Origin of the sequence: Wolbachia endosymbiont (group A) of Oxytorus armatus (assembly GCF_964027005.1) — a bacterium.
GTDB classification, from domain to species: Bacteria; Pseudomonadota; Alphaproteobacteria; order Rickettsiales; family Anaplasmataceae; genus Wolbachia; species Wolbachia pipientis.
Window position 1 is genome coordinate 41,537 of sequence record NZ_OZ034719.1, and the last position, 23,108, is coordinate 64,644.

Below are 23,108 nucleotides of genomic sequence, written 5' to 3' on the forward strand. Positions count from 1 at the left end.
TTAATTACCTCTTCAGCAACCTGTCACGTGCTGCGTTTAATTTTTGTGCAAAATATTCCGAGCCTCCTTTATCTGGGTGAACTAATTTCATTAAATTTTGATATGCTTTATTGATTTCATTTTGGTTCGCTCCAGAATCTATTCCTAGCACTTTAAATGCTCCATCTCTGAACATGTTACTACTACCAGACTAGTATGATTTTGTCTTGTAAATTTATTCAACAACCCTATTCTAACTATATAATGAAAAATTATCTACAAAGTGTTTATGAAGATGGTATGAAAATCCAACTATCTAAAGTCAACAAATATTTATTAGTTTTACTGATTACTGTCTCAGCATTTCTCATATCTGGGCAAGTATCCAGTTCAAGCAATATCGAGAATGATTTTCAAGATTTACAAGAAAAATTACCATTATTGAAAGATCAGGATTTGTTATTTTTAGATCCAGCTTCAGCTTTAAATTATGGTGATAGGGCAGGTAAAAAAGTGTTAATGGTTATAGTTCACCATACTGAAACATCAACACTAAAAGGTACAAAAGATACGCTGAATGCTAGAGGATTGTCAGTTCATTTTATTGTCGATAGGGACGGCAGCGTTACCTTAATGGTTCCATTAGAGAAAGAAGCATGGCATGCTGGTATTAGTTATGCAAGAGTTAAGATAAATAGCAAGCTTGAAGAGCTACGGAAGCTTAACAACTATTCTGTAGGTATTGAAATTGTAAACACAGGACTTGAGCCTTTTCCGGAAGAGCAAATGAGATCTGTTAAAGAGCTGATTTTATACCTTATGGAGCGTTTTAAAATTAAAAGGGATATGATATTTAGTCATTCTGAAATAGGAACTATAGTGTATGATCCAGAGCTTGGCTATACAATGCGTAAACCAGATCCACACAAATTGTTTGATTGGGAGTTATTAGAGAAAAATGAAATTGGATTGCACATAAGTGACAGAATAAACCCTAAAGATGCTAAACACAAAATGGGCAAAACATTGTATAAAGCAGGTGATAGAAATGAAGGTATTTTGAAATTAAAACAAAGGCTGAACAGATTTTTCTATAAGATAGAACCTTGGAATGATAAGAAAGGTAATGTAATTTTTCCTGATAATAATGCTGATTACTCAGATGAGTTTGATGAGAATTTTGTATGGGTTATTTATCAGTTTTCAATACATAATTTACCAAGAGAAATTAGAAAAGATCTACCTCTTAAACTAGAACAAGCAGATATATTTCCTGAATTCTTTAGTGAATATAGTCATGGCATTTCTTCTAGTTATCTAACCTTTAGTGAAAAAATTAAATCGACTCTACAACCATGTTTAAGCAAAGTAGATTATGAGAATTTATTATCTTCTCTTGCACAATATGAGAATAACATTTCTCCTGATGCATCTACCACTTTAATGTACAAAATTAAGTTATACTATGATTCTTATTTAAGATATCGCATATGGTCTTCACTCTATAAACCATTTAAGCTTAATGTATTGGAAGAGTTAGAGATTTTAAAGAGTGGAGTGTTATCTTTAAAATCACTAGATAGCTCTAAAGCTGCAGAAGTTTCCAGTTTAATTGATAGCTTTAAAGTAGATATTTCTTTAGAATTTCAGGGTTTTGAAAAACAGTGGTTTCAGGAGTTTAAGAATGCTTGGAGACAAGAATTTATACCTTCCCTGGAAGAACAGATAACATGGACTGCACTACATGAAGCAATATTGGAGTATTTAGAAAAAGCAAAGGAAGAAATTCGTTAAACGAAAACTTTTTTTAAGATCACTTTTTTAACAATTTATCACGTGCCGCATTTAGCTTTTGCGCAAAATATTCCGAGCCTCCCTTATCTGGGTGAACTAATTTCATTAAATTTTGATATGCTTTATTGATTTCATTTTGACTTGCCTCAGGATTCAGCCCCAGTATCTTTAATGCTTCATCCTTGGACATGTTATCACCAGTGTAATTTTCAGTATAACTTCTACTGCTACTAAATTCGTTCAAAAACTTACTCAATATAGAGTTCATCATGAAACTCATATTATTTTTTTTTGTCAGGAAAAGAAAAAATACAACAACGCTAGGCAAGACAAATGTAATTACTATGAATACTAAAAAAAGAAAAAAGATGAATGACATGTATATTTTTTTATCATTTTATGATTAAATAGTAACAATTATAATTGTCATGGTAAATAACATGTTCATCCAGATTGAAGAAACACCAAACCCAAATACGCTAAAATTCCTTCCTGGATTTGAAATTTTAAACGAAGGAGAAACGGCTGATTTTTCAAATGTAAATGAGATAAAAAATTCTAAACTAGCAGCAAATCTTTTTCAAATAGAACATGTGGTAAGAGTGTTTTTTGGTCATGATTTTATTTCAGTAACAAAATTGGGTGGAATTAATTGGGATACATTAAAAGTAGAAATTTTAACTACAATCATGGATCACTTTACTTCAGGTGGAAAAGCACTAGATAAAGAAGGAGTAAATGATAATAATATACCGGATGAAGAATTTTTTGATAAAAATGATATAGAAATTGTAAATAGAATAAAAGAATTGATGGAAAGTCATATCAAACCTGCAGTTGCTCAAGATGGTGGCGATATCAAATTTCGTGGCTATAAAGATGGAATAGTTTATGTTGAGTTACAAGGAGCTTGCTCTGGATGCCCAAGTGCTGCAATTACTTTAAAGCAAGGAGTGCAAAATATGCTGAGCTACCACATACCAGAGATTGCAGGTATAGAGACCACACTATGACTAATCAAACGGTTAGAGGAACAAAAGATCTCCTGTTTGATGAATGGTACAAGTTTAAACACATAGAGCAAACAGCAAGCAGAATCTCAAATCTATATGGCTTTTTGCCTGCTCAAACTCCGATATTTGAATACACGGAGGTTTTTACAAAAACCTTAGGTGATAGCTCAGATATCATCACTAAAGAGATGTATAGCTTCAATGATAAAGGGGGAAAGAGCATAACTTTACGTCCTGAGTTCACTGCAGCGATTGTCAGGCTACTCATTGAAAAAAAACTGCAAACACCGATAAAATTATTCTCAACAGGACCTGCATTTCGCTATGAAAGACCGCAAAAGGGAAGACAAAGGCAATTTCATCAGATAAATTTTGAGGTTTTTGGCATAGAAGATCCAAAAGCTGATATTGAATTGATATCACTCGCTCAGCACTTACTAACTGAATTTGGCATCAATAAAAATGTAAAGCTGGAAATCAACTCTTTAGGTGATGGTGAAACAATAACTAAATATAGAGAAGCTTTGATCTTATACTTTACAAAGTATCAAAATGATCTATCAGAAGATAGCAAAAATAGGTTGATCAAAAACCCACTCAGAATACTGGATTCCAAGGACGAGAAAGATAAATCAATAATTTCTGATGCGCCCAAAATCAGCAATTATTATACGAAAGAGTCCTCAGATTTCTTTGAACAAATACTAAATGGATTAACAATTCTTGATATACCTTATACCGTAAACAATAAACTAGTTCGAGGTTTGGATTATTATTGCCACACAGTGTTTGAGTTTGTTACAGAGGATTTAGGTGCACAAGGGGCAGTTTTTGCCGGTGGAAGATACGATAATTTAGTATCTTCAGTAGGTGGAAAACACACTCCAGCAATAGGATTTGCAGGGGGTATTGAGCGCATAATGGAGTTAATCAATTATTCTCCGAAAGAAGAGCGACCTATTTACCTAATTCCAATCGGTAGAGAGGTTGAAGAATATACCCTAACACTTGCGAATGAATTGCGCAGAAATGGTTTATATGTAATCTATGAATATAGCGGAACGCTCAGAACCCGAATGAAAAAAGCAAATCAAGCAAATGCTAAAGCTGCTTTAATCTTTGGCGATGAAGAATTGAGTAGTAAAACTTTAAAGATTAAAAACATGGATACAGGTGAAGAAAAAATAATTGCTCGCGATAACACAATAGAAAATATCTATTAGGAGCAATGCAAATGTTTTTCTCAGTCAGCTATAGAAGAAAATTCGTCTGCACAAGAATTTTTCATAGTATTCAATGTATCATAATCTGTAAAATCTAATTTTACCGGTGTAATAGTAATAAATCCTTCTTTTATTTTATTTATACTACCACTGCCTGAGTGCTCTCGAGACCAATTTAAGCTAAAAGAGCCATTCGAATTTTCAGTAAAAATTAAATCCCCATCAATGTTATATTCACCTTGTTCAGCAAATTCTACTCCTTTTACTTTTTCCGTAGCAGGAAAATTTACACTCATCACTATGTTTTTAGGCCAACCAACCTTAACTAGCTTGGCAATAACCTTTGGTGCAAAAACCTTTGTATTGTGCCAGTCTATTTTATCATGATAAACTTGGCTTAGCGCAATAGAAGGTATAGACCTTGCAGCACCTTCCATTACAGCACCAATTGTTCCTGAATAACAAATATCGTCCCCGACATTTGATCCAATATTTACTCCGGACAATATTAAGTCTGGTTTTTTATTCATAACTTTATTTAGCGCAATAATGACACAATCTGCAGGAGTACCAGACACACTAAATTCCCTTTCACTATGTTGTTTTATTCCAATAGATTGTTTCACTGGATAATCAAGAGATCTTGCAGCTCCGCTTCTATCAGTATCTGGTGCCACTATCCATATTTCTGACGCAAAATTCCGTGCAACCTCTTTGAGTAATTTTATTCCTTCACTTCCAAAACCATCATCGTTTGTTATTAATATTATCATATACAATGTTCAGCTATACAGCTCCAAATTATGTAAACCACTGGCTGTAAATAAACTCATGAGGCTTTAAGTTTCTTTGCATAACTACGAACTGTAACAAAGAACCTGCTGTAAATCAATAGATTTCTTGCACAGGCCATAACTGTCATTACAATAGAAACGAAAAAACTTACTTGACAAACTCCGCCAGCGCCCTTATCATGAAACTGAAGCTATTGTATTTGCTTTCGCCAATCTGCAGATTAAAAGGTAAGGATTACTTAATGTATCGGCGTCTTATGTTCAATTTTTTGCAGTATATAGATACTGTATGTCTTTACAAAACTTCATCTACATCTAGATTTTTATCTAAATAAGCTGAACGCGCTTATAAAGCGTTACAAGACATCAAAAAATGCCAATACTCGACAGAGATAGTAAAAGACTAGCTAACTCGGGGATTCTTTGTCTTTTTTTCTGCTTAGTAAATTTCTTAAACATTTGCAGCGTAAGTTAGTTGCAATTAAAAGCGGCTGAATCTCGCTTGTCAAGCGTTTAAAACATAAAAAACGCCAATATTTTAAAGCGGATAATAACCCCAGGGCTTCTTTTGCCTTTTTTTTCGTTTGGTAAATTTCTTAATATTTATAGCTAAACAACAACCTTCATCCCGCTACGTGTTAGCGGGATCTAGAGATACCGCGAATGAATCGCGGTATGACGGTTCGTGGCGGCGTGACGATAAGCTCGTCATCCCGCTGCTTGTTAGCGGGATCTCTTGTTAGCGGATGAGATACCGCGAATGAATCGCGGTATGACGTGTTGAAACAATCCGATAAGGTAAGCCTCGTCATCCCGCTACGTGTTAGCGGTATCTAGAGATACCGCGGCGGTATGACGTGTTGCTTGGGTCAGCTATAGTATTTCTTAAAATTAATAATAAATTTCTTGGCTAGCAAGAAGCTGTAAATTTTTTTGCGAGACCTAAGCCGCTTTTGATATAGCTAAAGGTTTACTGATGATTTGTCTCATTCCACTACCTGCTGACTTACTTTCTGCTTAGCATATCCATCAAATCAGATTCTTTGAGTTTACTATGGTCAACTTTACTGAACTTATTTACCATAGAGCTCATTTGATTATACTGCTTAATTAGAAGATTAATGTCAGTTACAGTTGTTCCGGACCCCTTAGAAATTCTAAGTCTTCTTTTGCCATTTAAAATATCTGGATTTTGCCTTTCTTTTTCAGTCATTGAGTTTATGATGGCTATATATTTTTTCACTTTATTGTCATCTGGCACACTGCTACTTAGCTTTTTTGTAAATGAACTAGGAATGAATTTCATTATGTTGCTAATGCCATCCATTTTACTCAGAGTTTTTAACATTCCCACTAGGTCGTTTAGGTCGAATTTACCTTTTTTCACTTTCTTTTGTAACTTATCAATTTCTTCCTGACCAACAATCTCAGCAGCTTTTTCAACCAATGAGACAACATCACCCATGCTAAGTATTCTTTTTGCAATTCTATCTGGATAAAAATCATCGAGGTCACTTAATTTTTCACCACAAGCAATAAATTTAATTGGACAATCGGCGATCATTTTCATAGAAAGAGCAGCACCACCACGTGCATCACCATCAACACGGGTAAGAATAATGCCGGTTACACCTATTACCTCATTGAATGATTTGGCAATGTTGACCGCATCCTGGCCTATCATTGCGTCGGCTACTAAAATAACTTCTGCAGGTGAAGCTATTTCCTTTACGGCTTTCAACTCATTCATCATATTATTGTCAATATGAAGCCTGCCTGCAGTATCTAGTATTAATACATCATAATTATCGTTCTTTGCTGCTGCCAGTGCCCTTTTTGTAATTGTAATGGGCTTCTCATCTATTACTACAGGTAAAGTTTGCACATCTATTTGTTTACCTAGCACTTCAAGTTGTTTCTGGGCAGCAGGCCTATAAATGTCTAAAGAGGCAAGCATCACTTTTTTCTTTTGCTTTTTTAGTTTTAAAGCAAGCTTTCCTGAGGTAGTTGTTTTACCTGCACCTTGTAAGCCCACCATCATAATCACAGCAGGGGGTTTAACTGCTAGATTTAAGTCACTTTTCTCTGATCCGAGAACTGCAACTAAATTATCCTGTACAATTTTAATTATCATTTGTGCTGGAGAAACACTTTTTATGACTTTTTCCCCAATCACTTTATCTTTAATGTCGTTGATGAATTTTTTTGCAACTTCAAGTGAAACGTCAGCTTCAATTAAGGCTATGCGTATTTCACGCATGGCAAGATTAAAATCATCTTCAGAAATGATTGACTTTCCTCTCAGTTTACTAAATACAGAATTTAAACTTTCAGTTAACGATTTAAACATAATAGCATTAGTAGAATACTCATTAAAAAGAGAGAAGAAGATGAAACAAAACTCACTGAGTTATAACCCAGCACTTCTTTAAGTTTAGTAATATTATTAAAGTATAAACCAGTAAGTGGATTAGTCAAGTTTTGCACTACGCTGGCAAACATTTCTCTAGTTTTAGAGACTAACTGATTGAACAACAAGACAATATAGGATATGAAAGTTCTAAAAATCCAATCAACATCCATTTTAAAATTTACTCTCGGGTAAAATAACTTGCGTAAAGGAATAAACAATAAAGTGGTACATAGTAACAAATTAAATTGCGACAAAATATTTTTTGTGTTGTACACAAAATCGAAAATCGAAGGTTTATTGTAAATAGGTAAGTAAGGATTGCCAGCGATTACGCATATAAATGCTAAAATAATCATAGTCATTTTGCCTCCTCTCTCTGCTAAAGGTTTTGACTTACTTTTTGCAATAAATAAGTAATAAAGAAACTTTAGCCCCACGCTTAAATGAAGCAGCAAATTTAGAAGCTTATATAAATTTTTATACCCTTTTAAGGCAACAGTGTTCATTTCAATTTCAGCTGTGATATATGATTTACTGATAAATCCAACGGTTCCAGGAAATGCAGCCATTGTAAGTATTGCGATTATAGCACACATGCCTTCCACTGACATCAGTTTACCCACTCCATTAAAACTAATTGTTTTTGTTTGTGAAATAATCGAATTACTGACCACAAACAATAATGATTGATAAACAAGAGAGAAGATTATATGCAGTATCAAAATTGGTATTGCTTTTTCCGAAGGACTGAGCAAACTTCCTGCAATAATCAGCAAGCCCATTTGTCCTACAACGTTATAGCATAAAAATCTGCGAATATTTTGCTCAAGAGAAGCAAATATAATGCTGTAAATTGCAGTGATGGCGCCTACAAGCGCTAATATTTCAGTACAATCTTGCCATAGGTTATAAGTGTGTAAAAGCATCACTAAAAAAGAGACTTTAGTGGTAAATAAAGAGAGATATGTGGTGCCATGTAGCGATGCAGCAGGATATGCATCAACAACCCAAAATGAAAAAGGAAAACAAGCGCAGTTTATCAATAAACCCAAAATTATCAGGTTAGTGCTTTGAAGTGCCAATCCTGCTATTAATATAACTCCAACGAAAAAGTGTACACAAGCGTACCTTATTGCAGGTCCACTATCTCTACAGCTAGCTGCGAGAATAAAAAATGCACTGATGGTCATTAATTCACAGAATATTATAACCAATATCATATGTTCAGATAAAACTGCATAAAGTGAACTAATAGTGTAAGCAGCAAAAGATAGCATCTCTGAAAAAGTCAAATTTTGTGCTGGTAGAACAGCTAAAAATGCAACTGATAAAAAAGATATTAGTATGGTACGAAAAGATAAATCAAAATCTAGAATTGGGAGAGACCAATTTACTGCAATGCTCAAATTTTCAGGTAATTTTAGGACTATAACTATTAATACAGTCAGTAGAAGTAACAGTGACGATTTATAAAGTTGCACAATAATTAAAACCAATATGGTTTATGCTATCTCAATATATGAATAAAATCAATTTGCATATTAACCACTAATTAAACTAATTATCATATAATTATATCAGAGTTTAGAGGGTTATAGAGAAACCGGTCAGATTAGGTTTTTAATCTAATCTGACCGATAGCTTTAATAGTGAGGTAAGCTTTAATATAGCACTCCTAATTCATAACGCTACACTCGTGCATAATTTATTTTTAATTTGTGCACGAGCGTTAGTAAATTATTTACTTTTTGAAATAAAATTTGGCATCACTTTAATATTGGGACTTAGTAAACCTCAGTAGGTCTGCCAGTTGGGCCCATAAGAATTATTTGCTCGCCTTCTCTTAAGTGTCTGCATAAATTAGTGGAGCCGCCGATTTCCAGCACAATAGTGGAAATAATTCCTTTTTTTTTGTCTACTTCAGTGCCAGTCACAGCTATACCTTCCATAGCAAGGTTAGTTTTTCTGCTATTGGTTTCAAAATTTTGCAACCTAAAAAATTGTCCAGGTTTAAAATTCTTTGCCGCAAGAGGTGCTTTAATCACTATTTCTATCACTTTATCTGTTAAATATTGAACTTTTATGACTTTTGCAGTGAATTGCTCTTTGATTCTATTAAATAATTCTTTATTAGCCAGGTCTTCAACACTTGACCACGCATTTTTTTTCTGGCCCACAACATCACACACTGGAATGACAGAAACGAAGCTATTAACTCCACTCAAAAGCTGAGAAATAATAGGGTAGCCGTTCTTAGCACTTGCCATAGCTTTCACGACGCTGCCGATATACGAAGGATGAAGGTCACCAAAAAAGCTAATTGTTTTATTGCCTTGCTTGTATACTAATATTCTGTCTTTATTTTGCATTTTAGGAGAAAATATTGGGTCTATTTCTTTTCCCAATGAATTCAATTGAGTAAAATACCCATTACTTAATTTAAAATGCTTTTCATCTTCTGTTGCAATAACCGTATTTGGCTCAGTACCTGCTGCTATAAAAATAGAACGTGCTTTTATACGTTTGATTTCGCCGGATTTTGTGTCTATCAGTTTTATTGATTCAGCATGGTTATATTTATCCGTCACAACTTCAACTGGCTCTAAGTTTTCAATAAAGTAAATTCCTTCTGACAGTGCATTTTGCACCTCTTCGCTATTTAATCGATAACTCGGTGAATCTTTTAGCTCTTTTCTATATATAACTTTCACTCCCCCGAGGCTCTGCATCAACTCTAATATTTTTATTTCTCTATTCTCTTTTTTTGCTAACTCTTGCTCTGCTTGGATCAACTTTGCGTGCGATATGAGCTCATTTGCAATTTTGTGTTCTTCTTCTGTCCAATCTTTTTCAACACAGTCCTTTCCATACTTATCAACTAATATCTCATAACGAAGAAGAAATTTTTCTACTTGAATTGGATAATACGCTAAAGCTTCAGTGGCAGTGTCAATCGCAGTAAGCCCCGCACCTATGACAACTATCGGCATACGAACTTGCAGATTTGCTATAGAATCAAATTTAAGAGCACCAGTCAGTTGTAACGACATAAGAAAGTCAGATGCCATACGTACTCCACGAGCTAGTATATTCTTTATTTTGATCATTCGTGGCTTGCCAGAGCCAAGTGCTAGGGCGATGTGATCAAAACCCGAGTTGAACGCGTCATCAACATTAATCGTGCCACCAAAACGAATGCCTCCATAAAGTGCAAAATGCTCACGTCTTTCCAGCAGTAATCTAATAATCTTTAAGTAATTCTTATCCCACCGAGAAGTAATACCATATTCTGCCACCCCACCAAACCCTCCTGCCATGCGTTCACTCAATTTTTCGTGTTTGAAATCTTTAATTAGCTGGAAATTATCGATCAAAGGCTCAATTTTTAGTCCATCAATGGTGATAACGTTATGCCCATCGTTCAACAAATGATGAGCTAAATTAAAACCAGCAGGACCAAGGCCTACAACTAGAACGTTTTTTCCAGTGTTTCCTCTTGGCAATGAACGCTGAAAATTTAAAGGATTCCAACGGCTGAGCAGAGAATATATTTCAAATCCGTACGGTAAACTGAGCACATCATCCAGAATCCTTGTTTCAATTGCTGGCACATTTACGGGTTCTTGTTTTTGATATATGCACGAATTCATGCAGTCATTGCATATTCTGTGCCCAGTGGCTGCACATAATGGGTTATCTATCATCACAATTGCAAGACTTGCTATGCTGTACCCTTCGCTTTTCACCAGATTCATTTCTGATATTTTCTGCTCTAGTGGGCAGCCGTGCAGTTCAACTTTTAGTGGAGATTGTTTAAAAGTATTGTCGTTATTAATTAGCCCCTTTGAGCAGCTGTCCTTACTTTGCTTATGACAAAATATGCAGTAGTGAGCATTATCTAGTGCTTTATTCAAACTCACCTTTTTGCTTGTTAGATCAAAACCGTATCGTCTTTTTACTTCATTTGAATACAGCACTTCAACTTTGTCTACTTCTTTTTTAGAAAATGGTATGAGGTTTTCGTGGTCGATTTTTTTATGAATACTGAATAATATACTCTGTTTATTTTTTACTCTCCACACTGCATATTGTGCTGCAAGTTCTATTTCTTCTTTGTGATTTTCTTTATCTTCAAACCAATGCATCACCTGCTCAGCAAAATTTTTTTCTGTTGTTGGCAAAGTGAGAAAATGACTTAGTTTGTTAGTAATATCTATATTCGCCACATTAGTGTATTTCTTCAATGCATAGCGTTGGACAAATAACCTTTTGCATTTATATATTACAGCAAAGTCGTTGTGCTTTTTCTTTAGCTCTTCTATTTCTTTTTCAATGTTGAAAAGTTTTGCAATAAATTCATCAAGTAAGTACGAAAGGTCTATAATGAGCTGGCTATCTGTCATCCAAGTAGCTGACCGTCCTTCTTGTTTTCTAGATCCCAGTGTCAAGCACTGGGATGACGGGGGGTGACACTGGGATGACATCGAAGAAGAAGCTGCTTTTTCTCTTGCTTCAATTAATGAACAAAACAAGCTCTCATCACATGATTTAATATAATTCAAAAATGTCTCATCTAATTTTGTTAATCCATTGCGAGTATATAGATTCGAAAATGAGATTTTGAAATTCAGCTTCATTGCTATACTATAAAGTGTACATGCTGTTTCTTACAGATGAAGATTTTATTTATTTTGCAGTACTGCTGAGGTTGTTGCTTCTGCAACTTTTTCTTCGTTAACAGATGCAATACACCTAAATTTGTGTACACCTAAACACACACTTTGAATGTTAGCTTGAAGAATCAATGTGTCCCCTGGAGTAACTGGCTTTCTGAATTTTGCATTTTCAATGGATCTAAAGTAAACAACTTTATTTTCTATTGTTTCTTTACCTAGAACACATATAGCAGATGCCTGAGCTAGAGATTCAATTATCAAGACTCCTGGCATTATTGGATGACCAGGGAAGTGGCCAATAAAAAATGGCTCATTGAAAGTCACATTTTTGATTGCTTTTATACTTTTACCAGGATCACACTCTATAACTCTATCTACTAAGAGAAACGGATAAGAATGTGGTAATATTTTTATAATATCACTGATATTAAATTGCATAAGCCTACTCAATGCCTTTCAAAGCAAATTCAGGTATTTTCTTGTTTATATTGTTTAATACCACATCTGATAAATCAACTTCATCCATGGAGTATAAAACTTGGTTCTTTTTTGAAATAAATAGTACCAAATCTATGTTGTTTTTTTCTGCCGTTTTTTTAGCGACTTCTTTTATCTTGTTAAAAACACTCTCTACTGCGTCTCTATAGCTTTCTTCTAAATGTAACATTTTTTTAGCGTAATTATCTCTAGTATTTACAGTGTGCTTATTAAACTGTTCTGTCTTTTCTTTTTTTGCTTCTTCTGACAAAAGTTCAAATTCTTCTTTTGATGGCTTAAGTTTTTCTAACTCACTTTCAAATTCTTGTTGTAATCTAGAATTCTGCTCCTTTATTTGTTGTTGTATATTTTGCAGAGCAAGAGATTCATTGATGACTTTGTCACTATCGATAATTGCAGCTTTTGTGTTCTGAGGTTGATATCCTACAAACTTATACCCCACAAATAAGGAAATAATTAAGGCAATAACTGATATAAATAACTGTATATATTTCATTCAAATCCCCGCTTCAATAGAAAATTTAACATTTGGTGATGGTATTATATCATAAGATTCCTTTACTAAAGGAAACCCGAAATCCAATCTAAGTCTACCAAAAGGAGAAAGCATTGAAAAGCCAAAACCTGGTGACACTCTCACAAGCTTGCTATCGTAGTATTTCCCTTCATACTTCTTATTTTTATCATCTAAGCCAAAAAGTGTTGCATAGTCAACAAATAGTGAGCCTTTGATACCAGCATAGTCATATAGTTTTGGTAGAGGAAAATCCACTTGCTGTGTTAGATTAAAATAAGTTTTGCCTCCTAATGAGCTTTTATTTTTGTCTTCTGCTCTTGGTCCAATACCGGAAAGGTCAAACCCTCTAATCTCATTACCCCCTTTAAAAAAGTGCTGGCCAATGTTTAGATTTTCATCAGTATAAGAAAAAATATGACCTGCCGCCATCTTAAAGCGTAGCGTTATATCATCGTCAATTTTGCTTAATATAGGGTGCGTATAAAAAGATAAGAATTCAGATTTTAGGAAATTCACGTTTCCTCCCAATCCTGAAATATCCTGACTTAAGCGCAGTAAATACCCTTCTTTTGGAGCATATAGATTATCCAGTTTATTATATGCCAACGTGTATCCCACTGATGAAATCTGATGTTTACCTTTTCGGTCCAGTATTATTTCAGAGATATCGGTGTCTTGTCCACCCTTATTATCCATGTGTATATGATTATACTTATAAGAATAGCGAAGGGAATTAGTTAAGTTCTCTGTGACTTTATATGATAACTTTGTAAAAAATCCCATATCGCAACTATCAAAAGTAGTGTTTGGTTTATCTTGTTTTTCATAAAATACACCCATGCCTAGTGACGTATCAGAATCGTTAAAATTATTTTCAACAAACTCTAAATCAGTAGAAAATACGTATTGACTTTTTTCAAGAGCAAAAGAGAGCTCTTTTCCAGTACCAAATAAATTACGGTCTTTGAGGTCAATTTTAATCAATGCTCCACCAGGAAGAGACACACCTCCTCCCAAATACAACGAAGTAGTGTTTTTTTCTTTAACACTTAAGTCAAGATTTACTGCATTATCATTAACTGCATAACTATTTACTTTCACTGTTTCAAAAAAATCACTACTCATTAGTTTTTTACGTGACTTTTGAATCTCAGATATATTGTACGCATCACCTTCTGCTACACTTAGCTTACTTCTGATCACTTTATCTAAAGTGCGATCGTTACCATCAATTGTAATTTGATTTATATAAATCTTTTTACCCGGCAGCACTCTGTAGGTTACATCTACAACATTGTCACGTTGTGCATACTCTGGATTAACTTTTGCAAATATATATCCTTTCTCATTTAAATATTTGTTTATTTTTTCTACTGTATTATTAATTTTAACTCTATTAAATATCTTATCGTTTTCCTCTGTTATAAAATCCAATATTTCTTCTTTTAGGCTCAAATCCTGAATTTCAGTTTCAATATTAACCTCATTATTTCCAAATAAATACTGCTGTCCTTCGTCAATCAAAAAAGTTAACTCTGTTTGATTGTTATTATCAACCTCAACAATTGGTTGAATATTATTTTGAATATATCCTTTAGATGAATAAAAATGATCGAGCAATTCTGTGTTAATCAATAGATATTGCGGTGAATAATGATTTCCGCCTTTAAAAATAGCTCTAAATAACTTACTAAATATGTCATTACTATGTCTTTTGATAACTTGCTCTAGCTCATTTTCAGAAAAGTTTTTATTGCCTATAAATCTTATATCCTTAATTTTAGAGGTTTTGCCTTCTTTTATTTTAAAAATTAGATTGACCCTATTGCCATCAAGCTTATTCAGGTCATATTCAATTTTAACACCAATCTTACCGTTATTTCTATAAGTAGTGACTAAATTCACTAAATCGTTTTGCAATTTTGTTTCAGTTAAAATAGTTAGCGACTTTGATTGAATCACATTACTTAGCAGCTCTTTGCTGTTAAATAACTTATTGCCTTTTAACACTACCTTGTTAATCAGTGGATTTTCTTGAATTTTTATTACTAAATTTTTTTTATCATCTATGTAAGCATTAACACTAGCAAATAACTTTGTTTTATATAGATCTTTTATAATTGAGTCTATATCATCGTCGTTTATATAATCACCAGATTTTAGTTTTATATAGAACCCTATTGTCTGGTTGCTTACCCTCTCATTACCAATACATTTGACATCTTTCACCTGCACTTTTTCCGCAGTTCCTAAAGCAACAAGCAGGGCAGGAAAAGAAATAAAAACCACTACCAGTATATAAAATAGCTTTTTCATATTTTATTTCAAAAAAGATCCCTAATATCATTTGACATTCCAGTTGCCATAAGCAAAAACAACACTAAAGCACCAAAAATAGCTGCATATTTTTGACATTTCAAGCTTAAATCCCTACGTATAACCGCTTCTATGATATAATGAAATAAATGCCCACCATCTAGCAGTGGTATTGGCAGCAAGTTAATTGCAGCTAAATTAGCTGAAATAATTGCCATGAAATACACAACCATAACGAACCCCTTTTTAGCTGATTGCCCTGAATACTTTGCGATTTTTATTGGCCCACCTATTTCATTGATACTCCTTTTACCAACAATAATGTGAAAGAGAGCTTTGATCGTTAAGCACATAGTGTGGTAAGTTTCACTTACTGATAAGCTCACAGCCCCAAGAAAAGACGACTGCTTTAATGTATTGACTGAAATAATCCCTATAGTTTCTCTTTCTATTGTGTTGCCAAAAACGTCTTTGTCCTTGATTATTAATGGAGTTAAACTGGTCCTGTGCTTCTCATTATTTCTGCTATACTCAATCTCCATTCTTGTTTTAGGATTCGACATTATCACACATGAAATATCTTCAAAGTATTTTATTTTATGCTCATTGATTTGTGTAATAGTGTCACCTGGCAACAAACCAGCTTGCTTAGCTGCACTACCTTCGATTACATTTTCAATCACCGGTGGAGTGCGATAATAACCTGCTATGCTAAAAAATATTGTAAAAGCTATAACAGCAAATACCATGTTTGCAAAAGGCCCTGCAAAAACTACTGCTGCTTTTTTATGACGCGGTTTTGTATGAAATGAATACAATTTTTCTTCTTCCGTTAATTCTTGTTGATCAGCTGGGACACTCGCTGCATTAGTATCTCCTAGCATTTTAACATAACCACCCAATGGAACAACGCTTAATTTCCATCTAGTTCCAGACTTATCGTTAAAACCAAAAATTTCAGGACCAAAACCTATGGAAAAAGATTCAACTTTAACTTTGCATGCTTTGGCAACAACATAATGCCCATATTCATGCACGAATACTATGACAGAAATTATTAAAGAAAATGATAAAAAATAATATATTCCATCGCTAAATTGATGGATAAGATTAGAAATTAATTCCACCTGTATATTTAGATCTTAACAAAATGTTAAGTATATTAAAATGCGCCTCGCTTGACAAGTATTTAGTTTAACTTTTAAATTAAAAAAAGTTTAATTGTAATGACAGATACCTCACTACTCAGAAGAAAATTAATATATAGAAGCTGGCATAGGGGTTGCAAAGAAACCGATATACTTTTAGGGCATTTCGCATTGAAATATCTTGATAAATTTTCCTTAAGCGAACTAATCGAATACGAAAAAATAGTTGATCTTGATGATTACGAATTATATTGTTACATAACTCGTAAGACAAACCTCCCTCCTGGCTTGAATAGTCAGATAGTCAATTTAATTGCTTGCTTTATTGAAGCTAATCCTTTATGCACTCAAGATTAGTGATAATCTTATTTACCTTATCTAGTACCTCAGTATATTCTATTCTTTTCTCGTTTCTATACTTTTCGCGCTCTTGATTTACTTCATCTAATCGCTTTGTTAATTCTAAAATTTTATCCTCAAGAATTAGTGCTGCAAGTAAGAAATTTAATGCATCCGAACCCTTACCTCCAGTTTTTTGAGATACAGAACTAACTAACTTGTCAAAACTATTAGCAAGGCGTAATAAATGATTCCCCTTCCCACTTTCGCAAGATATTTTATATGTGTTATTACGTATAACTATTTCTACTACTTGCATATGGTGCTAAAAATTTCTATCGTACAGTATAAACTCAAACCCCTACTTTCATCTTATTTATGGTATAAATTTTTATTCATTTATCAAATCAGATAATTTTTTACTGCTACGAAAATATGTTTTAAAGTATTGATTCTTTGTAAACTTCTGTAACATTAAATGGCTTGTTTCTTTCAAGTTATAACTTCTAACTGAAAAAGAACCAAACCCCCTAATTTCAACTCTATTATGATGTTTCAATGTGCTTGAAAGTATCCCAAAAAATCTATCAACTATAGCTGCTATAACAATCTTATCTAAAAAAGGATGTCTTTTTGCTACCCTCGCTATTATATCAGACTTTGTTGCCATTTATATGAAGCCAAAATAAGTAAACCTTATCACTTAGCAGATAATGCTATGTTATATTCTTCAACACCCAATACTTCAACTTCTATTTTTTCTGATATAGAGAATTTTTTATTCTCTGGTAAATGCTCTTGATCTATTAGAAGGGTTACATCGTTCTCAACTTCAACGACTAGTCCATTATCTTCTCTCTTACCTACAATAACCTGTATTTTATCACCTACCTTAACTTTCTTTATCAGTTCTTCAAGAGGATCATACTCTATTTGTTTTATTCCAAGATAAATTCTTGCCCGATTCACGTTAGCCCTTATTACTTTTGCTTCTATTTTATCACCTACATTATACTTCTTTATCTCATCTGAACCATTTTTAGACCAACTAAAATCTTTCACATATATTGTCCCTTCTACGTTCTCATCTATTTCAGAATCACCGAAAGCAACAGATACATATGAGCCGGTATTATTCTTCACTTCACCAGAAACAATAGAACCAGGAGGATATTTATTGATAAATACTTGCCAAGGGTTGTCTACACACCTTTTCATGCTTAAACTCATCCTACTCTTAGCAATGTCAATACTGAGAATTTTTACATATACTTCTTGTCCCCTTGTTACGAGACTACTAACTGGTAAATTACTCTTAACCCAAGTTATTTCTGACGAGTGCACTAAACCTTCAATTCCAGGTCTAAGCTCAACAAATAATCCATAATCTTCTATGCTTGTTACATAACCCTTATGCACACTATCAACTGGATATTTTGACTCTGCATCTTGCCAAGGGCTATCTTCTAGCTGCTTCACACCCAAGGAAATTTTAGCATTTTCCTTATCTATTTTTATAATTTTAACTTTTATAGTCTGACCACAAGTAAAAACTGCAGACGGATGACTTACCCTACTCCAAGAGATATCTGTAATATGTAACAATCCATCTATAACTCCCACTACATCTGATTCATGAATACCGACAAATACACCGTAATGAGTGATACTTTTTATTTTCCCTTCTATTATATCGCCTTCATTTAAAGATTCTAAAAATTTAATTTTTTCACCAGCGTGCAATTTTTCTAACACCAGCTTTCTTGATACTACAATATTGCCCTGCTTCTTATCCATTTTAAGCACGATGAACTTTTGTTCAGTTTCAATAAGGTGCTTCGCATCTTTTACTTGCTTCAAATCCACATGACTCAGCGGTAAAAAAGCGCTTATTCCGTCACCAAGATCAACAATAAAGCCACATTTAATTGAGCGTTTAATAACTCCGCTTACTTCAGCCCTTGTAACTGTATCTTCTTCCAACTTATTCCATTTTTCGTCCCTAATTGCTTTTTCACGACTAAGAACAACATTACCATGATAATCTTCAATTCTTTCCACATAAACTCTGATTTTCGAGCCAATAATGACCTCATCATTACAACCGAGTTCCTTGATCAGAATTCTCCCGTCAGATTTTAAACCAATATCAACCACAACGTCGTTAGGGTTTATTCTTGTAATTACACCTTCTACCACATCTCCTTCTTTAATTTTGTTAACAAAAGAATCTTCAAACAAGGTATTATCTTGATCCTCAAATTGGCCTTGACATATCTCTTCTATAAATTTGTTTGATGATAGCTTTCTGATAGTAACCGGTAGATTTACGACTGGATTATTATTATTCATACCTTTAACTTAAACTTTATTAGAACTCATATATTATATAATATTAACAATTATTGACAAGTAATTTTTCATTAACTCATTTCGAGAATTGTTTAAGCTATATAAAATATAGTGAGAAAATTATATATGTATCAAGAATATGCTATTTAAGAATAGCAAGTGGATTAGATCGTTCTCCAGAAGGTCCAGGCTAAAACCTGATGTTGATGAAATATTGGAAAAATATTCTATTCAAAACAGCAAGGAATCTATAGAGAAAATTGTAAATTCACAAAAAAGAATATGGGTAGAAATAGGCTTTGGCAACGGTGAAAATATGCTTTACCAGGTGCTCAATGAACCTGATCTATTATTTATAGGATGTGAGCCCTACTTAAAGGGGGTTTCTCGCTTGCTAACAAACATAGAAATACAGAACATAAAAAATATTTTAATGTGGACAGAAGATGCAAGAGAATTGATTGCAAATTTTCCTGATAACAGTGTTGAAAGATTCTTTATTCTCTTTCCAGATCCATGGCCAAAAAGAAGTCACAATAAAAGACGATTAATTAATACGGAATTTTTAAATTTATTAGCAAAAAAAATACTTATAAACCCCAGTTATGGATTAGAAAACAGATAAAAGTAGAATTAATAAAGAGGGAAATAGGGTAAACTCAAGTATTTTAACAATAATTTAAGAGGTTACCCATGAAGAAAGATATTACAGAACTTTACTGCTGCGTCGAGGATTTTTGTCGTGTAGTAGATGAAAATTTTGCAAATAAGTTCTTATCAAATGGCAAAAAACCAACCAGAGTACCAGAAATAGCGCACTCAGAAATGCTAACCATAATCCTGTTATACCACCAATCGCCATGTAAAAACTTCAAGGCTTTTTATCTTTGTTACCTTAAGTTACTCTATAGATCAGAATTTTCAAAGATGCCTTCATATCACAGATTTATTGCCTTAAAGCCGAGAGTTTTACGGTATTTAGCATTACTTCTTCAATGGTTCTGCGAACAAGCGAAAATGACAGGTACTTCCTACATTGACACTTCTACGATTGCCATTTGCCACAAGAAAAGGATCTCTAGGAACAAAGTTTTTGATGGTTTAGCAGAAATTGGTAAGAGCACGTATGGTTGGTTTTTTGGCTTTAAATTGCACTTGGTGATTAACGAAATTGGAGAAATTCAATCACTTACTCTAACCAAAGGTAACGTTGATACCTGTGCCAACTATAACTAAAAGACTGACAGGACTTTTGTTCGGAGATAAAGGCTATATCAAGAAGGAGCTCTTTGAGGAACTCTTCGATAGAGGTTTAAAGCTTGTCACTAAAGTGAAAAAAGGCATGAAAAACGCACTAATCTCACTAAAAGAGAAGGCTTTATTGAGAAAAAGGTCGATTATTGAGACAGTCTTTGGTTGTTTAAAAAATAAATTTGAGCTTGAACATACACGGCACAGATCGCCAATAAATTTTCTGGTACATATTTTTTCTACATTAATTTCATATTCCATGCAGTCAAAAAAGCCTTCTATTTCTAAGCCTTACTGTGTTGGTTAATCCATAACTGGGGTTTGGAAGTATCCATTATTGAAAACATACAAAGGCAAGATATTAATCCAATAGAGGAAGGTGAAGCTTACAGAAAACTGATAGATGAGTTTTTCTATACACATGAGGAATTAGCTTCAGCTATAGGCAAAAGCCGCAGCCACATAACCAATATGATTCGGATGTTGTTGCTCCCTGATAGGGTGAAAACAATGATCAATGAGAAAAAATTGTCTATGGGTCATGCAAGAGCGTTGATTAATGTTGAAAATGCGGAAAGTATTGCAGAAAAAATAGTTTCTCAGAGCTTAAGCGTTAGACAAACTGAAAAACTGATAAAGGACCTACATCAAAACAACAATCAAAAAGAGCAGAGATATACTAGAAATCAAGATATGACAGTAATAGAAGGCGCTATATCTTCTCAACTTGGTTTAAAGATCAAAATTAATGACAACAATTCTAAGGGTAAAGTTATGATACGGTATGATAATCCAAATGAATTGGATTTGATATTGAAAATTTTGAATAGGAAACTTGAGGCATAGCTAGTAGTTGGCTAGCAAAGCAACAAACCAATATCAACTGTTGGTGTCATGAAAGTAGCTGACACTGGAATCCAGGAATTTTATTAAGTTGGTAAGCATAAAAGTATAACTTCTACGTCATACCGCCGCGGTATCCGCTAACAAGCAGCGGGGTGACGATTGTCAGGGTAGCTGTCATCCCAGTGCCCTGACTACTTGATCCAGGAAAAAGAATGGTGTCATCCCAGTGCGTGATACCCTAGTAGAAATCGTTTTTGTAATTGCAACATTCGTGCAATCTTTAGCCATAAATATTTAAAAAATTTACCAAATGAAAAAAAAGGCAAAAGAAACCCTGGGGTTATTATCCGCTTTAAAATATTGGCGTTTTTTATGTTTTAAACGCTTGACAAGCAAGATTAAGCTGCTTTTAATTGCAACTAACTTACGCTGCAAATGTTTAAGAAATTTACTAAGCAGAAAAAAAGACAAAGAATCCCCGAGTTAGCTAGTCTTTTACTATCTCTGTCGAGTATTGGCATTTTTTGATGTCTTGTAACGCTTTATAAGCGCGTTCAGCTTATTTAGATAAAAATCTAGATGTAGATGAAGTTTTGTAAAGACATACAGTATCTATATACTGCAAAAAATTGAACATAAGACGCCGATACATTAAGTAATCCTTACCTTTTAATCTGCAGATTGGCGAAAGCAAATACAATAGCTTCACTATCATGATAAGGGCGCTGGCGAAGGGTGTCAAGTAAGTTTCTATATAATATTTTCTAAAATAAATAGACTTCTCGCATCCAATTTCGGTAGCGCGCGACACACAACTGCAATGACAAGGTTTTGTAAGATAAACATCATATTCACACGAAGTACTTGACTTCACTTGTACTAAGAAGCATTTTATATATGTTGTGTGCCCGTAGCTCAGCTGGATAGAGCAACAGCCTTCTAAGCTGTGGGTCGTAGGTTCGAATCCCACCGGGCACACTCTTTTATCAATACTTTCTATAAATCTTCAAGTACTCTGGCACCACATTTTCAATTGCTAATGGTCGAACCTTCATTGTTTCAAGGTCAACTGACTTTTCGATTGAACTATTCATCATAACTTTCACCTGATCTTGAGTAAGCATAGGGTTCGTATCTCCGGTTATTGGTTTTAGCAGCATAGAAATAATTTTATTTTCTAAAAAGAAAGCTATTAACTTTGCCATTGGAAAAGATACATTGATCAACAAACACTTTCTGTTAGTAACATTCAGAATAAACTTCAATAAGCTTTTGAAGGAGTAAACCTTTGGTCCACCCATGTTATAAATTTTCTTGTCTTGCTTATTAAAACTGATAATACGATATACCACTTCAGCTAAGTCTGTTACACATATGGGCTGAAATTTAGTCGTTCCATTGCCAATTAGTGGTAAAAAAGGAAGAATAGTTGCTAGTCTTGCAAATTTATTAAAGAAGTTGTCTTCTTTACCAAATACAAGGCTTGGCCTAATTATTATTGCTTTTTGAAATGCTGAAGTTACAGCTTTTTCACCTTCCAATTTACTTTTGGCATATTTTGACAACTTGCTATTTTCTATTCCCATAGCAGAAAAATGTATCATCATAGGTACATTTTTCATTTTTGCAGCTTTTGCTATCCTTTCAGCTATTTTAACGTGAACAGCGTAAAAATCGTGCTTTTTTGCTTCATATAATATTCCCACTAAGTTTATAGCTACATCACATTCTTCCATACCATCCAGAACTGATTTTTCATCAAAAAAATCGCCTTTAAATATTGATATTTGTCCTAAATTGCCACACAATTTTAAACAAGCAGCTTTTTCCTGATTACGAGTGAATATCTTTATTAAATATCCTTCTGCTGCCAAGCGTCTTACGATGTGTTTCCCTATAAACCCCGTTCCACCAAAAATAATTACACGTTTTGTCACAATTAAAGTTCC

18 protein-coding genes, 1 tRNA gene and 3 pseudogenes are annotated in these 23,108 nt (G+C 33.8%); 8 read left to right on the forward strand and 14 right to left on the reverse strand.

Annotated features, from left to right (window positions below; genetic code table 11):
* Positions 1-4: 4 nt before the first annotated feature.
* Positions 5-175 (reverse strand): J domain-containing protein, encoded by a 171-nt coding sequence (locus AAGD79_RS00220; RefSeq protein ID WP_010082675.1) that lies wholly within the window; start codon positions 173-175, stop codon positions 5-7.
* Positions 176-243: 68 nt separating this feature from the next.
* On the opposite strand from AAGD79_RS00220, the gene AAGD79_RS00225 reads away from it, so the two are divergent.
* Positions 244-1,773, forward strand: coding sequence for an N-acetylmuramoyl-L-alanine amidase (locus AAGD79_RS00225; protein ID WP_246484101.1), 1,530 nt, complete (start codon positions 244-246; stop codon positions 1,771-1,773).
* A 19-nt stretch (positions 1,774-1,792) separates the two neighbouring features.
* Here the strand turns inward: AAGD79_RS00225 and AAGD79_RS00230 are convergent, their stop codons facing one another.
* Positions 1,793-2,041, reverse strand: coding sequence for a J domain-containing protein (locus tag AAGD79_RS00230; RefSeq protein ID WP_022626406.1), 249 nt, complete (start codon positions 2,039-2,041; stop codon positions 1,793-1,795).
* A gap of 172 nt (positions 2,042-2,213) precedes the next feature.
* Between AAGD79_RS00230 and AAGD79_RS00235 the strand changes: the two genes are divergently transcribed.
* Together AAGD79_RS00235 and hisS are read left to right on the forward strand one after the other, a co-directional pair.
* Entirely contained in the window at positions 2,214-2,786 is a 573-nt protein-coding gene (locus tag AAGD79_RS00235) for a NifU family protein (RefSeq protein ID WP_341811623.1), read from the forward strand.
* Positions 2,783-4,009, forward strand: a complete 1,227-nt coding sequence (gene hisS / locus AAGD79_RS00240) for a histidine--tRNA ligase (protein ID WP_155969466.1) — start codon at positions 2,783-2,785, stop codon at positions 4,007-4,009. The genes AAGD79_RS00235 and hisS overlap by 4 nt, the downstream gene beginning before the upstream one ends.
* Before the next feature lie 20 nt (positions 4,010-4,029).
* Here the strand turns inward: hisS and surE are convergent, their stop codons facing one another.
* The 8 genes from surE to rseP all read right to left on the reverse strand — a co-directional run bounded on the left by surE (position 4,030) and on the right by rseP (position 16,350).
* On the reverse strand, positions 4,030-4,782 hold the full coding sequence (surE, locus tag AAGD79_RS00245; RefSeq protein ID WP_265043407.1) for a 5'/3'-nucleotidase SurE: 753 nt from the start codon (positions 4,780-4,782) through the stop codon (positions 4,030-4,032).
* 1,027 nt (positions 4,783-5,809) lie between these two features.
* Positions 5,810-7,153: a signal recognition particle protein gene (gene ffh / locus AAGD79_RS00250; protein ID WP_151808007.1), complete on the reverse strand. Its 1,344-nt coding sequence runs from the start codon at positions 7,151-7,153 to the stop codon at positions 5,810-5,812.
* Positions 7,138-8,697, reverse strand: coding sequence for a proton-conducting transporter membrane subunit (locus tag AAGD79_RS00255; RefSeq protein WP_341811389.1), 1,560 nt, complete (start codon positions 8,695-8,697; stop codon positions 7,138-7,140). Before AAGD79_RS00255 ends, ffh begins: the two co-directional genes overlap by 16 nt.
* A 303-nt stretch (positions 8,698-9,000) precedes the next feature.
* Complete coding sequence (locus tag AAGD79_RS00260; RefSeq protein WP_341811390.1) at positions 9,001-11,853, reverse strand: FAD-dependent oxidoreductase; 2,853 nt, start codon at positions 11,851-11,853, stop codon at positions 9,001-9,003.
* Between the two features lie 45 nt (positions 11,854-11,898).
* Positions 11,899-12,330 carry a 3-hydroxyacyl-ACP dehydratase FabZ gene (gene fabZ / locus AAGD79_RS00265; protein ID WP_341811391.1) on the reverse strand — a complete coding sequence of 144 codons (432 nt, stop codon included), beginning with the start codon at positions 12,328-12,330 and terminating at the stop codon, positions 11,899-11,901.
* Between the two features lie 4 nt (positions 12,331-12,334).
* Positions 12,335-12,886 carry an OmpH family outer membrane protein gene (locus tag AAGD79_RS00270; RefSeq protein ID WP_077188197.1) on the reverse strand — a complete coding sequence of 184 codons (552 nt, stop codon included), beginning with the start codon at positions 12,884-12,886 and terminating at the stop codon, positions 12,335-12,337.
* On the reverse strand, positions 12,887-15,223 hold the full coding sequence (gene bamA / locus AAGD79_RS00275; RefSeq protein ID WP_253303390.1) for an outer membrane protein assembly factor BamA: 2,337 nt from the start codon (positions 15,221-15,223) through the stop codon (positions 12,887-12,889).
* Between the two features lie 8 nt (positions 15,224-15,231).
* A complete protein-coding gene (gene rseP / locus AAGD79_RS00280) occupies positions 15,232-16,350 on the reverse strand; it encodes an RIP metalloprotease RseP (RefSeq protein ID WP_341811392.1) in 1,119 nt (372 codons plus the stop codon).
* Between the two features lie 99 nt (positions 16,351-16,449).
* On the opposite strand from rseP, the gene AAGD79_RS00285 reads away from it, so the two are divergent.
* Positions 16,450-16,728 (forward strand): succinate dehydrogenase assembly factor 2, encoded by a 279-nt coding sequence (locus tag AAGD79_RS00285; RefSeq protein ID WP_006279484.1) that lies wholly within the window; start codon positions 16,450-16,452, stop codon positions 16,726-16,728.
* On the opposite strand, the gene AAGD79_RS00290 is transcribed toward AAGD79_RS00285, so the two are convergent.
* The 3 genes from AAGD79_RS00290 to AAGD79_RS00300 form a co-directional block, all read right to left on the reverse strand.
* Positions 16,703-17,029, reverse strand: coding sequence for a cell division protein ZapA (locus tag AAGD79_RS00290; protein ID WP_010082086.1), 327 nt, complete (start codon positions 17,027-17,029; stop codon positions 16,703-16,705). The genes AAGD79_RS00285 and AAGD79_RS00290 overlap by 26 nt on opposite strands.
* Positions 17,030-17,101: 72 nt before the next feature.
* Positions 17,102-17,380: an HU family DNA-binding protein gene (locus tag AAGD79_RS00295; protein WP_010963035.1), complete on the reverse strand. Its 279-nt coding sequence runs from the start codon at positions 17,378-17,380 to the stop codon at positions 17,102-17,104.
* A gap of 29 nt (positions 17,381-17,409) precedes the next feature.
* Positions 17,410-19,062 (reverse strand): 30S ribosomal protein S1, encoded by a 1,653-nt coding sequence (locus AAGD79_RS00300; protein WP_012673366.1) that lies wholly within the window; start codon positions 19,060-19,062, stop codon positions 17,410-17,412.
* A 139-nt stretch (positions 19,063-19,201) separates the two neighbouring features.
* Between AAGD79_RS00300 and trmB the strand changes: the two are divergent.
* From trmB to AAGD79_RS00320, 4 genes and pseudogenes are all read left to right on the forward strand, one after another.
* Positions 19,202-19,657 (forward strand): annotated as a pseudogene (gene trmB, locus AAGD79_RS00305) (tRNA (guanine(46)-N(7))-methyltransferase TrmB); the annotation flags it as partial.
* A gap of 98 nt (positions 19,658-19,755) precedes the next feature.
* A pseudogene (locus tag AAGD79_RS00310) lies at positions 19,756-20,620 on the forward strand (IS982 family transposase).
* 14 nt (positions 20,621-20,634) lie between these two features.
* Positions 20,635-21,159: pseudogene (locus AAGD79_RS00315) on the forward strand (ParB/RepB/Spo0J family partition protein); the annotation flags it as partial.
* Between the two features lie 904 nt (positions 21,160-22,063).
* A tRNA-Arg gene (locus tag AAGD79_RS00320) sits at positions 22,064-22,137 on the forward strand.
* Between the two features lie 8 nt (positions 22,138-22,145).
* Here the strand turns inward: AAGD79_RS00320 and AAGD79_RS00325 are convergent.
* Positions 22,146-23,096 carry a complex I NDUFA9 subunit family protein gene (locus AAGD79_RS00325; protein WP_010082395.1) on the reverse strand — a complete coding sequence of 317 codons (951 nt, stop codon included), beginning with the start codon at positions 23,094-23,096 and terminating at the stop codon, positions 22,146-22,148.
* Positions 23,097-23,108 lie beyond the last annotated feature (12 nt).